12 protein-coding genes are annotated in these 12,623 nt (G+C 71.9%); 8 read left to right on the forward strand and 4 right to left on the reverse strand.

What is annotated here, in order from left to right; all coding sequences use genetic code 11:
• Positions 1-110 precede the first annotated feature (110 nt).
• Positions 111-1,076, reverse strand: a complete 966-nt coding sequence (locus ACFY60_RS26090; protein ID WP_388615720.1) for an RNA polymerase sigma factor SigF — start codon at positions 1,074-1,076, stop codon at positions 111-113.
• Positions 1,077-1,297: 221 nt separating this feature from the next.
• On the opposite strand from ACFY60_RS26090, the gene ACFY60_RS26095 reads away from it, so the two are divergent.
• Positions 1,298-1,666: an STAS domain-containing protein gene (locus tag ACFY60_RS26095; RefSeq protein ID WP_309050194.1), complete on the forward strand. Its 369-nt coding sequence runs from the start codon at positions 1,298-1,300 to the stop codon at positions 1,664-1,666.
• Positions 1,667-1,748: 82 nt separating this feature from the next.
• On the forward strand, positions 1,749-2,168 hold the full coding sequence (locus tag ACFY60_RS26100; RefSeq protein WP_309050195.1) for an ATP-binding protein: 420 nt from the start codon (positions 1,749-1,751) through the stop codon (positions 2,166-2,168).
• A gap of 160 nt (positions 2,169-2,328) precedes the next feature.
• On the opposite strand, the gene ACFY60_RS26105 is transcribed toward ACFY60_RS26100, so the two are convergent.
• Positions 2,329-3,849, reverse strand: coding sequence for a peptide MFS transporter (locus ACFY60_RS26105; protein ID WP_386339275.1), 1,521 nt, complete (start codon positions 3,847-3,849; stop codon positions 2,329-2,331).
• Positions 3,850-4,309: 460 nt separating this feature from the next.
• On the opposite strand from ACFY60_RS26105, the gene ACFY60_RS26110 reads away from it, so the two are divergent.
• Both ACFY60_RS26110 and ACFY60_RS26115 read left to right on the forward strand, forming a co-directional pair.
• On the forward strand, positions 4,310-4,987 hold the full coding sequence (locus tag ACFY60_RS26110) for a response regulator transcription factor (RefSeq protein WP_309050197.1): 678 nt from the start codon (positions 4,310-4,312) through the stop codon (positions 4,985-4,987).
• 9 nt (positions 4,988-4,996) lie between these two features.
• Positions 4,997-6,271, forward strand: a complete 1,275-nt coding sequence (locus tag ACFY60_RS26115) for an ATP-binding protein (protein ID WP_388615714.1) — start codon at positions 4,997-4,999, stop codon at positions 6,269-6,271.
• Positions 6,272-6,392: 121 nt separating this feature from the next.
• Here ACFY60_RS26115 and ACFY60_RS26120 read toward each other — a convergent pair whose 3' ends face one another.
• Positions 6,393-6,917 (reverse strand): GtrA family protein, encoded by a 525-nt coding sequence (locus tag ACFY60_RS26120; protein WP_388615711.1) that lies wholly within the window; start codon positions 6,915-6,917, stop codon positions 6,393-6,395.
• 174 nt (positions 6,918-7,091) lie between these two features.
• Here ACFY60_RS26120 and ACFY60_RS26125 point away from each other — a divergent pair, with 174 nt between their 5' ends.
• From ACFY60_RS26125 to ACFY60_RS26140, 4 genes are all read left to right on the forward strand, one after another.
• Positions 7,092-8,231 (forward strand): 5-(carboxyamino)imidazole ribonucleotide synthase, encoded by a 1,140-nt coding sequence (locus ACFY60_RS26125; protein ID WP_388615708.1) that lies wholly within the window; start codon positions 7,092-7,094, stop codon positions 8,229-8,231.
• Between the two features lie 19 nt (positions 8,232-8,250).
• Positions 8,251-8,748: a 5-(carboxyamino)imidazole ribonucleotide mutase gene (purE, locus tag ACFY60_RS26130; RefSeq protein ID WP_309050202.1), complete on the forward strand. Its 498-nt coding sequence runs from the start codon at positions 8,251-8,253 to the stop codon at positions 8,746-8,748.
• Positions 8,745-9,968, forward strand: coding sequence for a dipeptidase (locus ACFY60_RS26135; protein WP_388615706.1), 1,224 nt, complete (start codon positions 8,745-8,747; stop codon positions 9,966-9,968). The genes purE and ACFY60_RS26135 overlap by 4 nt, the downstream gene beginning before the upstream one ends.
• A gap of 141 nt (positions 9,969-10,109) precedes the next feature.
• Entirely contained in the window at positions 10,110-11,015 is a 906-nt protein-coding gene (locus ACFY60_RS26140) for a membrane dipeptidase (protein ID WP_388615704.1), read from the forward strand.
• 45 nt (positions 11,016-11,060) lie between these two features.
• Here ACFY60_RS26140 and ACFY60_RS26145 read toward each other — a convergent pair whose 3' ends face one another.
• Positions 11,061-12,386 carry a UDP-glucose dehydrogenase family protein gene (locus tag ACFY60_RS26145; RefSeq protein WP_388615701.1) on the reverse strand — a complete coding sequence of 442 codons (1,326 nt, stop codon included), beginning with the start codon at positions 12,384-12,386 and terminating at the stop codon, positions 11,061-11,063.
• Positions 12,387-12,623: the final 237 nt, after the last annotated feature.

Here is a 12,623-nt window from a genome sequence, read left to right on the forward strand (position 1 = left end):
GGCGCGTCAACAAGGCCCGCCGGTCGTGCGGAAGGGCCCGTCCCGGGTCGGCCGACCGTGAACGGGCCCTTTCCGCAGTCATCTTGACGGCTGGGGGGAGGCGGCGGGACTCATTCCTCCAGAGTCAGTCCCCGGCGCAGCCGGGCGAGGGTGCGGGTGAGCAGCCGGGAGACGTGCATCTGCGAGATGCCGAGTTCCTGGCCGATCTCCGACTGGGTCATCCCGGAGACGAAGCGCAGCGAGAGGATCTGCCGCTCACGGGAGGGCAGGGAGGCGATCATCGGCTTGAGGGAGGCGATGTACTCGATGCCGCTGATGCCGTGGTCCTCGTAGCCGAGCCGGTCGGCGAGGGAGTTCTCGCCGTCCTCCTCGTCGGCCTGCGCGTCGATCGAGCTGGCGGTGTACGCGTTGCTCGCGGCCATGCCCTCGACGACCTCGTCCTCGGAGATGCCGAGTTCCCGGGCGAGTTCGGCGACGGTCGGCGAGCGGTCGAGGCGCTGGGCGAGTTCGTCGCCGGTCCGCGCGAGCGTGATGCGCAGCTCCTGCAGGCGGCGCGGGACGTGCACCGACCAGGACGTGTCGCGGAAGAAGCGCTTGATCTCACCGATGATCGTCGGCATCGCGAAGGTCGGGAACTCGACGCCGCGGGACAGCTCGAAGCGGTCGATGGCCTTGATGAGGCCGATGGTGCCGACCTGGACGATGTCCTCCATCGGCTCGCTGCGGCTGGCGAACCGGCCGGCGGCGAACTTCACCAGGGCGAGGTTCAGCTCGACGAGGGTGTTGCGGACGTACGCGTACTCGTGGGTGCCCTCCTCCAGCTCGGCGAGCCGGGCGAAGAGGTGCTTCGACAGGGCGCGCGCGTCGGCCGGGGCCATCCGGTCGAGCGGACGGCGGTCGAGGGACCGGGGGTCGAGGAACCGCGGGTCGAGCGCCGGGTCGGGCGTCGTGTCGTGCGGGGGCGGACCGTCCGGGAACAGTCCGGCGGGGGACTCGGGGTCCGGGGTCGAAGGGGCGGGGAACGGGATTGCCGACGGCGCGTCGGGGGTACGCGGGTCGTCGAGCCGGGGTGACATGGAACTCCTCCGTGGATCTTCTTGCTGCGGTTTGCGGCGCCTCCAGAGCCGGCCGTGTCGGGTGTTCTCCTCTAGCCCTACCGGCTTCACCCGGACGGTTGCAAGTGCCAATAGTCCTGCTTGTCCGGTTTGCGGGGTACCTCATGTGCGGGAAGGCCCGTCCCGCTTGTAGGGTTCGTGGCACATCAGTCGCACAGGCGAGAGCGAGAAGAGGCACGGCCATGGACCGCCAGCACATCGACAGCGCGCAGCCCGGGCGGCTGCGGGTCGAGGTCCGGACCGTGGGTGGCAGCGAACTCCTCGCACCCCGGGGTGAGCTCGATCACCACACGGCCGAACTGTTGCGTGCCCCGCTCGACGGGGCGCTCGACGCGGGCCGCACGCGGCTCGTGGTCGACTGCTCGGACCTCGAGTTCTGCGACTCGACCGGCCTGAACGTCCTGCTGGGCGCCCGGATGCGGGCGGAGGCCGCCGGCGGCGGCGTCCACCTGGTGGCGATGCGCCCCGCGGTGGCCCGGGTCTTCCGGATCACCGGCGCTGACGCCGTGTTCACCCTGCACGACTCCCTCGACACGGCCCTGCCCGGTTGAGGGCGCCGCAGCCCCCACCCCCCCCTCGCACCACCCGCACGTCCTGCCCCTCTGTCTCGTCACTCGGTGAGGTGAAGCGCTGATGGACCAAGCCACCGACGTCCGTACCCTCGCCCTCGGCGAGACGAGCGGCACGGTGCCGCTCGCCCGCGACTTCACGAGAACCGCCCTCCAGGAATGGGGCTGGCTGCCGGCCGCCACCGCCGACCGCCGGGCCGCCGCGGAGGACGTCCTGCTCGTCGTCTCCGAGCTCGTCACCAACGCGTGCCTGCACGCGGACGGCCCCGAGAGCCTCCGCGTCGTACGGCTGCCCAAGGCGCTGCGCCTGGAGGTCGCCGACCGGGGCGCGGGCCAGCCGACGCCCCGCACCCCGCACCGCGCCGGACGCCCCGGCGGCCACGGCATGTTCATCGTGCAGCGCCTCTGCCTCGACTGGGGCGTCGAGCGCGTCCCCGGCGCCCCCGGCAAGACCGTGTGGGCCGAACTGGCCGCGCCCTCCTAGGCCGTGTCTTTTTCGGATCTTGCCGGGCTCGCCTAGCCTTCCCGGCCCGCTCGCGCGCCGTACGGCGCGCCGCCCGCCGGTCCCGTACAACGGCGAAGGCCCGCCGCACCCCGTCAGGGTGCGGCGGGCCTTCGCCGTTGTACGGCGGGCGCCGGCGGCGTCAGTGGACGCTGCCCATGAGCTCCTGGACCTTCTTGCGGTACATGTAGATCGCGAATCCGGCGAGCGCGGCCAGCGTGGCCTGCAGCGCGATGATCCCGGTCCCGTTGAGGTCCACGCCCGCGATGGAGAGCAGACCCGTGGTGCAGTCACCGGCGGTGACGGCGAGGAACCAGACGCCCATCATCTGGGAGGCGTACTTCTTCGGGGCCATCTTCGTGGTGACCGAGAGGCCGACCGGGGAGAGGCACAGCTCACCGATGGTCTGGATCATGTAGATCGAGACGAGCCACATCGGGGAGACCTTGGTGCCGTCCGCCGCCATGTTCATCGGGACGATGAAGACGAAGAACGAGGCGCCGACCAGGACCAGACCCATCGCGAACTTCACGATGGTGTTCGGCTCCTGGTTCTTCCGGGCCAGCCACAGCCACAGCCAGGCGAAGACCGGCGCGAGGGCCATGACGAACAGCGGGTTCAGCGACTGGTACCAGGTCGCGGAGAAGCCGAGGCCGAAGACGCTGTCGGCGGTCTTGCCGTCCGCGAAGAGGGAGAGCGTGGAGCCACCCTGGTCGTAGATCATCCAGAAGATCGCGGCGGCCACGAAGAACCAGATGTAGCCGTTCATCTTCGACTGCTCGCCCTTGTCGAGGTCCTTGTCGCGCTTGATGCGGACGAGGACGGCGACCGGGATGATCAGGCCGGCGAGGGTGAGCGGGACCAGGGCCCAGTTCAGGGTGTACATGCCGAGGGCGACGACGGCCCCGTAGAAGACGGCCGCCAGGACGACGACGAGCGCCACCTTGGTGACGATCGCCTTGCGCTCCTCCGGCGACAGCGGGTTCGGGACCTCGCTGCTCTTCGGGTTCAGGCTCTTGGCGAAGGCCAGGAAGACGGCGAGGCCGAGACCCATGCCGACGGCGGCGAGGGCGAAGCCCAGGTGCCAGCTGTACTCCTTGCCGATCGTGCCGATCACGAACGGCGCGACGAAGGCACCCAGGTTGATGCCGATGTAGAAGAGGGTGAAGCCACCGTCACGGCGCGGGTCGTCCGGGCCGTCGTAGAGGTGACCGACCATCGTCGAGATGTTGGCCTTGAGCAGACCCGAGCCGACCGCGACGAACGCCAGACCGGCGAAGAACGCCGGCTGGCCGGGCAGGGCCAGCAGAACGTGACCGGCCATGATGACGAAACCGGCGATGGTGACCGTCTTGCGGGCACCCCAGACGCGGTCACCGAACCAGCCGCCGGGCATGGCCATCAGGTAGACCATCGACACGTACACCGAGTAGATGGCCGTGGCCGTGGCCGCCGTCATGGCGAGGCCGCCGCCCTGGCCGCCCTTGGCGGCGTCGACGCCACCGGAGACCAGGTAGTAGACCAGCAGGGCCCTCATGCCGTAGTAGGAGAACCGCTCCCACATCTCGGTGAAGAAGAGGGTGGTCAGGCCGCGAGGGTGGCCGAGAAACGTCTTCTGGTACCGGGGAGCCCCGGTCGAAGCCGCCGTCAGGCTGGACGCCATGTCGATCCTTGCTCTGTCGGGACGCGTTCGCTTCGTGAGCGGGTGCGCCCGGTGGGGGAGGCCGGCACCGGCGGGGTGCGGTCGCGCCCCTCCGGGATCCACGCCCTGGCGCGATGTCGCGCCCCGGACCCGGCCCACAGGTCATTCGCTGTCCTCAGGGTCGCCGGGGCGGCCCCGTGCAGAAAAGAGACCCTTGGCGTGTCGAACACGGCCAAAGGTCCCCGATTACCGCAACAGAACTACTCGACACCATACGACACGACAGTGCCGGATATGGAAGGACTTGAGAGATGGATCACAGGTGACAAAGGAACCACCCGCCTTCATTCGAAGGTCATGAGTAGGTTACGCGCCATGATCCGGAGGACCCATGGGCGGGCCCCGTGTCCCGCCCCCGCCGCCCCCGGGCCGCCTCGGCATCCCGCCCCGGCGCGGTACCCCCGCGGACTACCATCACCCCATGACCCGTGTACTGCTCGCCGAGGACGACGCATCCATCTCGGAACCGCTGGCCCGCGCCCTGCGGAGAGAGGGGTACGAGGTCGAGGTCCGCGAGGACGGACCCACCGCCCTCGACACGGGACTCCAGGGCGCGGTGGACCTGGTCGTCCTCGACCTGGGGCTGCCCGGCATGGACGGCCTGGAGGTCGCCCGGCGACTGCGCGCCGAGGGGCACACCGTCCCCATCCTGGTCCTGACCGCCCGCGCCGACGAGGTCGACACCGTGGTCGGCCTGGACGCCGGCGCCGACGACTACGTCACCAAGCCCTTCCGGCTCGCCGAACTCCTCGCCCGCGTCCGGGCCCTGCTCCGGCGCGGCTCGGCCGAGCCCGCCGCCGCCCCCTCCACCCACGGCGTCCGCATCGACGTCGAGTCCCACCGGGCCTGGATGGGCGACGAGGAGCTCCAGCTCACCGCCAAGGAGTTCGACCTGCTGCGGGTCCTCGTCCGGGACGCGGGCCGGGTCGTCACCCGCGACCAGCTGATGCGCGAGGTCTGGGACACCACCTGGTGGTCCTCCACCAAGACCCTCGACATGCACATCTCCTGGCTGCGCAAGAAGCTCGGCGACGACGCGGCCAACCCGCGCTACATCGCCACCGTGCGCGGTGTCGGCTTCCGCTTCGAAAAGAGCTGAGCCACCCCCGTGCGCCGCCGCCTCATCAACTCCACGCTCGCCGTGGTGCTCGTCGTCATCTCCGTCTTCGGGGTCTCCCTGGTCATCGTGGAGACCCGCACCATCACCAGCAGTGCCCAGGAGAGCGTGGACTCCGAGGCCCTGCGGATCGTCTCCATCGTCGACAGCCGGCTGATCGGCGGTGAACCGGTCAACCCGGACATCCTCGCCGAACAGAGCGGCGCCAAGCGGTACGCGCGGATCCTCATCCCCGGCCGGCCCCCGATCGAGATCGGCGAGCCCCCGTCGGGGGACGTCATCCGGGGCCTCGCCGAGGGCGAGCGCGGCGAGACCGTGATCGTCGAGGAGTCCCGGTCCACCGTCACCGCCGAGGTCGGCCGCACCCTGCTCATCATCGGCGCCGTGGCCCTGCTCGCCGTCGTGGCCGCCGTCCTCCTCGCCGTACGCCAGGCGAACAGGCTGGCCTCGCCGCTCACCGACCTCGCCGAGACCGCCGAGCGCCTCGGCTCGGGCGACCCCCGGCCCCGGCACCGGCGGTACGGGGTCCCCGAGCTGGACCGGGTCGCGGACGTCCTGGACGCCTCCGCCGAGCGGATCGCCCGGATGCTCACCGCCGAGCGCCGGCTCGCCGCCGACGCCTCCCACCAGCTCCGCACGCCCCTGACCGCGCTCTCCATGCGCCTGGAGGAGGTCGCGCTCGCCGACGACCTGGAGACGGTCAAGGAGGAGGCGCACATCGCCCTCACCCAGGTCGAGCGGCTCACCGACGTGGTGCAGCGGCTGCTCACCAACGCGCGGGACCCGCGGACCGGCTCCGCCGTCGCCTTCGACCTGGACGAGGTCATCAAGCAGCAGATCGAGGAGTGGCGGCCGGCCTACCGCAGCGCGGGCCGGGCCATCGTCCACTCCGGCAAGCAGGGCATGCGGGCCGTCGGCACCCCCGGCGCGGTCGCCCAGGTGCTCGCCGCGCTCATCGAGAACTCGCTCATGCACGGCGGCGGCACGGTCGCCCTGCGCACCCGCGTCACCGGCAACCAGTCGGTGATCGAGGTCACCGACGAGGGCCCCGGCGTCCCGGCCGACCTCGGCGCGCGGATCTTCGAGCGGGCGGTCAGCGGGCGCAGCTCGACCGGCATCGGCCTGGCCGTGGCCCGCGACCTCGCGGAGGCGGACGGCGGGCGCCTGGAACTGCTCCAGCAGCAGCCGCCGGTCTTCGCCCTGTTCCTGAGCCGCGAGGTCCGCAGCGGCTCGGACCAGGGGTCGGGCGAGCGCCCGGTCCGCTGACGCGCGGGGCCGCGGAGGCCTGCGCGGCCGACCGGTCCGGGCCCCGCGCCACCGGTCCGTACATACGCGAAAGGGCCGGTCCGTGGAGACGGACCGGCCCTTCCGAGCGGACGGGAGCGGGTCAGACCCGGTCGGGCTGACGGCGGGACGCCTGGCGCGGTGCGCGCTCCAGCAGGGCCTCGGCCGCCTGCACCGCCTCCTTCTCCTCCGGGTCCGGCAGCGCGCGGAAGACCCACGTGCGGTAGGACCAGAAGCGGAAGACGGTGCCGAGACCGATGCCCAGGAACTTGAAGATGTTGCTCTGCAGCGGGGAGTCCCAGCCGAAGCCGTACGTCGCCGCGAAGAGCACACCGTTCTGGATCACCAGACCGATCGCGCTGAACACGAAGAACAGCGTCACCTCGCGGGTCCGGCGGCTCTTGTCGCGGTCGCGGTACGTGAAGTACCGGAACCCGAGGTAGTTGAAACCGATGGCGACGACCGTGGCGATGACACTCGCCCGGACGACCTGGAGGTCCGTGAAGTGCCGGACGAGGTTGAAGACGCCGAGGTCGACCAGGACCCCGACGCCGCCCACCGCGCCGAACTTCGCGAACTCGCGGGACAGCCGGTCGAGCCGCACCCGCAGTGCGCTTCGGTCACTCATGGTGGTCGCTCGTTCCATCCGTTCATATGACGTCCGGATGACGTCAACCAATCCATGCTAACCAGCCCGTCCGGTGAACGTCTGCCCGCAGTCGAAACTCTGATCCTTCCCCACCCCACCTGTGGCAACACACAGCCGAACGGGTCATCCTGGTTGTGCGGATACCCTAAGAGGGTGACGTTCCCCGTAGTAGGCATGGTCGGAGGCGGGCAGCTCGCCCGTATGACCCACGAGGCGGGTATCCCCCTCGGCATCAGGTTCAAGCTCCTCAGTGACACCCCGCAGGACTCGGCGGCGCAGGTGGTCGGCGACGTGGTCGTCGGCGACTACCGCGACCTCGACACCCTGCGCGACTTCGCGCGCGGCTGTGACGTGATCACCTTCGATCACGAGCACGTGCCCACCGAGCACCTCCGCGCCCTGGAGGCCGACGGCATCCCCGTACGGCCCGGCCCGGACGCGCTGGTGCACGCCCAGGACAAGGGGGTGATGCGCGCCCGGCTCGACGCGATCGGGGCGCCGAGCCCACGGCACCGCATCGTCGCGGACCCGGCCGACGCGGCGGCCTTCGCGGCCGAGGTCGGCGGCTTCCCGATCATCCTCAAGACGGTGCGGGGCGGGTACGACGGCAAGGGCGTCTGGTTCGTCCGCTCCGAGGCGGACGCCCACGACCCCTTCCGGGCCGGCGTCCCCGTCCTCGCCGAGGAGAAGGTCGACTTCACGCGCGAGCTCGCCGCGAACATCGTCCGCTCCCCGCACGGCCAGGCCGTCGCCTACCCGGTCGTGGAGTCCCGCCAGGTCGACGGCGTCTGCGACACCGTGATCGCGCCCGCCCCGGACCTGGACGACGAGCTGGCCGGGCAGGCCCAGCAGCTGGCCCTGAGGATCGCCCAGGAGCTCGGTGTCGTCGGTCACCTCGCCGTCGAGCTCTTCCAGACCGCGGACGGCCGCATCCTCGTCAACGAACTCGCGATGCGCCCCCACAACTCCGGCCACTGGACCCAGGACGGGGCGGTCACCTCGCAGTTCGCCAACCACGTCCGGGCGGTCCTCGACCTCCCCCTCGGCGATCCGCGCCCGCGCGCCCCCTGGACCGTGATGTGCAATGTCCTGGGCGGCGACTACCCGGACATGTACGGCGCGTACCTGCACTGCATGGCCAGGGACCCGCAGCTCAAGATCCACATGTACGGCAAGGACGTGAAGCCCGGCCGCAAGGTCGGACACGTCAACACCTACGGCGACGACCTGGACGACGTGCTGGAGCGCGCGCGTCACGCCGCCGACTACCTGCGAGGAACGATCGTTGAGTAATCCGCTCATTGGCATCGCCATGGGGTCCGACTCCGACTGGTCCGTCATGGAGGCCGCCGCCCAGGCCCTCGACGAGTTCGAGATCCCCTACGAGGTGAACGTCCTCTCCGCGCACCGGATGCCGCGCGAGATGATCGCGTACGGCGAGGAGGCCGCGGGCCGCGGACTCAAGGCGCTCATCGCGGGCGCGGGCGGCGCCGCCCACCTGCCCGGCATGCTCGCCTCGGTCACCCCGCTGCCGGTCATCGGCGTCCCCGTGCCGCTGAAGTACCTCGACGGCATGGACTCGCTCCTTTCCATCGTGCAGATGCCGGCGGGCGTCCCCGTCGCCACCGTCTCCGTCGCCGGCGCCCGCAACGCGGGCCTGCTGGCCGCCCGGATGCTCGCCGCGCACGACCCGGACCTGCTGGGCCGCATGACGGAGTTCCAGCAGGAGCTCAACGACCAGGCGACCGAGAAGGGCAAGCGCCTGCGGGCCAAGGTCGAGGGCTCCGCCTCCTTCGGCTTCGCCAAGTGAGCGCGGTGCCCACCGCCGCCGACCGCCTCGCGGAGGCCAGGGAGCTCCTGGCCTCCGCCCCCGTCGTCGACGGTCACAACGACCTGCCGTGGGCGCTGCGCGAGCACGTCCGGTACGACCTGGACAAGCTGGACATCGGCGCCGATCAGACCGGCACGCTCCACACCGACCTGGCCCGCCTCCGGGCCGGCTGCGTCGGCGCCCAGTTCTGGTCCGTGTACGTGCCGTCCCGGCTCACCGGCGACCACGCGGTCAGCGCCACCCTGGAGCAGATCGACATCGTCGACCAGCTCCTCGCCCGGTACGGCACGGAGCTGGCCCCCGCCCTGACGGCGGACGACATGGAGGCGGCCCGGAAGCAGGGCCGTATCGCCTCCCTCAAGGGCGCCGAGGGCGGCCACTCGATCAACAACTCCCTCGCCACCCTGCGCGCGCTGCACGCGCTCGGCGTCCGCTACATGACGCTCACGCACAACGACAACAACGACTGGGCGGACTCGGCGACCGACGAGCCGCGCGTCGGCGGGCTCTCCGCCTTCGGCCGCGAGGTCGTCCGCGAGATGAACCGCACCGGTGTGCTCGTGGACCTCTCGCACGTCGCCGCCACCACCATGCGGGACGCCCTGGACACCACGGCCGCGCCGGTGATCTTCTCGCACTCCTCGGCCAGGACCGTCTGCGACCACCCGCGCAACATCCCCGACGACGTGCTGGAGCGGCTGCCGGCCAACGGCGGGGTGGCGATGGCCACGTTCGTGCCGAAGTTCATCCTGCCCGCCGCCGTCGCCTGGACCGAGCGCGCGGACGCCAACCTGCGGGCCCACGGGCTGCACCACCTCGACACCACCCCGCGGGCCATGGAGATCCACCGGGCCTTCGAGGCGGTGGACCCGCGTCCCGTCGCCACCGTCGCCACGGTCGCCGACCACCTCGACCACATGCGCGAGGCCGCCGGCATCGACCACATCGGCATCGGCGGCGACTACGACGGCACCGCGTTCACCCCGGCCGGCCTCGACGACGTCGCCGGCTACCCCCACCTGATCGCGGAACTCCTGCACCGCGGCTGGTCCCGGGCGGACCTGACCAAGCTGACCTGGTCCAACGCGGTCCGCGTCCTGCGCGACGCCGAGGACGTCGCCCGCGACCTCGCCGGCCGTACGGCCCCGTCGAACGCGACCATCGACGTCCTGGACGGCCCGGCGGCGACCGGCGCCTGAGCGCCGTACGGCTGCGGCCCGGCCACCTCACCCGTCCGGCCCTGCCCGCCGGGCCCCCGGCGGGGAACGGTGGCACGCTGGACAGTACCGCCCCGCCCTTTCGGCGGGGCGGTACTGCGTCACCGAGCCCGGAGTTGTGCCATGGCCGATCTGGACGACCGTTCCCCGCTGTCCGCTCCCGCCGGTACGGCGGGCCCGCCGAGGGCCGCGGAGACGGGCCGGACGGCATGGGCCCGCGCGCTCCTCGCCGCACACCCGGTGCTCGAAGGCCACGGCGAGCTGCCGCCGTCCGCCGACCCGGAGGACGTCCCGGCCGCCGGTACGGCGGAGGTGGGCGCCCGGTTCTGGTCGCTGCTCGTCGACACCGACGAGGGCGTCATCGGCACCCTCCGCCGGATCGACGCCGCCCGGTCCCTCGTGGCCGCCCGCCCCGACAGCCTGTGCCTGGCCCGCACCACCGCCGAGATCGCACGGGCCCGGCGCAGCGGCCGGCTCGCCGCCGTTCTCGGCCCGGTCGGCTGGACCGCCCTCGGCGGCTCCGCCGCCACCCTCCGCGCCTACCGCGCGCTCGGCGTGCGGGCCGTGAACCTCACCCGCTTCGACCGCTTCGCCCGCGAGGCGGTACGGGAGATGAACCGCATCGGCCTGGCCGTGGACCTCTCGGGCGCGGACCCCGACACCGTCCGCCGCGCCCTCGCCGCCACCCGGGCCCCCGTCCTACTGACCCGTGCCGCCCCGGAGGACCTCCCGGACGACGTCCTGCGCCTCCTCGGCGGCAACGGCGCCGTCTGCATGGTCACGGTGACCGGCGATCCCGGGGCCACCGCCGACGTGCTCGACCGGGTCCGGGCGCAGGCGGGCCCGCACGGCGCGGGCCTCTCCCGCGCCCTGTCCCCGGGCCTCGGCTACGTACCGCTCTTCGCCGAGCTGCTCCGCAGGGGCTGGTCCGCCCCCGAGCTGGTGGGCCTGGCCCACGCCAACGTCACCCGGGCGCTGCGCGAGACCGAGTACCTGGCCCGCGGCGCCCGCGCCCGGCGCGCGGCCTGACCCCTACGGGCCCTGACGGGAGGCGTACCGCTCCCTCCAGGGTGCTCAGGACCGGGGGCGGCCCATCGCGCGGTACGTCCAGCCGGCGGCCCGCCACAGCTCCCCGTCCAGGGCGTTGCGCCCGTCGAGGATCACGCGCGAGGAGGCCACGGAGGCCAGCTCCGCCGGGTCCAGCTCGCGGAACTCGCGCCACTCCGTCAGGTGGAGCACCACGTCCGCGCCACGGACCGCGTCGACGGCCGAGTCCGCGTACCCGAGCGTCGGGAAGACCTTGCGGGCGTTGTCCATGCCCTTGGGGTCGTACACGGTCACCTGGCCGCCCTGGAGGTGTATCTGACCGGCCACGTTGAGGGCGGGGGAGTCGCGGACGTCGTCCGAGTCGGGCTTGAAGGTCGCGCCGAGCACGGCGACCCGGCGGCCGAGGAAGGAGGTGCCGCCCAGGGCCTCGCGGGCCATCTCGACCATCTGGCCGCGCCGCCGCATGTTGATCGAGTCGATCTCGCGCAGGAAGGTCAGGGCCTGGTCGGCACCCAGCTCGCCCGCGCGGGCCATGAAGGCCCGGATGTCCTTCGGCAGACAGCCGCCGCCGAAGCCGATGCCCGCGCGCAGGAACTTGGCGCCGATCCGGTCGTCGTGGCCGATGGCCTCGGCGAGCTTGACGACGTCGCCGCCGGCCGCCTCGCAGACCTCCGCCATCGCGTTGATGAAGGAGATCTTGGTGGCGAGGAAGGAGTTGGCGGCCGTCTTGACCAGCTCGGCGGTCGGGAAGTCCGTGACCACGAACGGCGAGCCCTCGCCGACGGGGACCGCGTACACCTCGCGCAGCGTCTTCTCCGCCCGCTCGCCGCGGACGCCGACCACGATCCGGTCCGGGTGCAGGGTGTCCTGGACGGCGAAGCCCTCCCGCAGGAACTCGGGGTTCCAGGCGAGCTCCACCCCTTCGGGGAGCAGCGCGGCGAGCCGGTCGGCCGAACCGACCGGCACGGTCGACTTGCCGACGACGAGCGCGCCGTCGCGGACGACGGCGGCCAGCGAGGCGAAGGCGGCGTCGACATGACTCATGTCGCAGGCGTACTCGCCGTGCTTCTGCGGGGTGTTCACACAGACGAAGTGCACGTCGCCGAAGGCGCCGACCTCCTCCCAGGAGGTGGTGAAGCGAAGCCGCCCGCTGGAGCCCTCGATCCCGGCGACGTGCCGGGCGAGGAGTTCCTCCAGACCGGGCTCGTACAGCGGGACGCGGCCCGCGGCCAGCATCTCGACCTTCTCCGGGACGACGTCCAGTCCGAGCACCTCGAAGCCGAGCTCCGCCATGGCCGCGGCGTGGGTGGCGCCCAGGTAGCCGGTTCCGATGACGGTGATCTTCAGGGTCATGCGGGACTCCAGAGACGTCGGGCGGAATGCCTGCCCGAGCATAGTCGGGCTCTGGCCCGGTGCCCCGCAACGGCCTACCCTTTGGGTTACTTAACGGTAGTTAGCAACGCGGGAGTGAGACACAGTGGCGGGTTCTGCTGATTTCGACCTGTATCGGCCTTCGGAGGAGCACGACATGCTCCGGGAGTCGGTGCGTGCGCTGGCGGAGGCGAAGATCGCGCCGTTCGCCGCTGCGGT

It is taken from the genome of Streptomyces sp. NPDC012827 (genome assembly GCF_042900905.1).
In the GTDB taxonomy this organism is placed as follows: Bacteria; Actinomycetota; Actinomycetes; order Streptomycetales; family Streptomycetaceae; genus Streptomyces; species Streptomyces gulbargensis.

Excerpts from the sequence above, each read along its gene's own strand:
- ACFY60_RS26090 (WP_388615720.1), bottom strand. The coding sequence starts at position 1,076 with ATGTCACCCCGGCTCGACGACCCGCGTACCCCCGACGCGCCGTCGGCA.
- ACFY60_RS26095 (WP_309050194.1), top strand. The coding sequence starts at position 1,298 with ATGGACCGCCAGCACATCGACAGCGCGCAGCCCGGGCGGCTGCGGGTC.
- ACFY60_RS26100 (WP_309050195.1), top strand. The coding sequence starts at position 1,749 with ATGGACCAAGCCACCGACGTCCGTACCCTCGCCCTCGGCGAGACGAGC.
- ACFY60_RS26105 (WP_386339275.1), bottom strand. The coding sequence starts at position 3,849 with ATGGCGTCCAGCCTGACGGCGGCTTCGACCGGGGCTCCCCGGTACCAG.
- ACFY60_RS26110 (WP_309050197.1), top strand. The coding sequence starts at position 4,310 with ATGACCCGTGTACTGCTCGCCGAGGACGACGCATCCATCTCGGAACCG.
- ACFY60_RS26120 (WP_388615711.1), bottom strand. The coding sequence starts at position 6,917 with ATGAGTGACCGAAGCGCACTGCGGGTGCGGCTCGACCGGCTGTCCCGC.
- purE (WP_309050202.1), top strand. The coding sequence starts at position 8,251 with ATGGGGTCCGACTCCGACTGGTCCGTCATGGAGGCCGCCGCCCAGGCC.
- ACFY60_RS26140 (WP_388615704.1), top strand. The coding sequence starts at position 10,110 with ATGGCCGATCTGGACGACCGTTCCCCGCTGTCCGCTCCCGCCGGTACG.
- ACFY60_RS26145 (WP_388615701.1), bottom strand. The coding sequence starts at position 12,386 with ATGACCCTGAAGATCACCGTCATCGGAACCGGCTACCTGGGCGCCACC.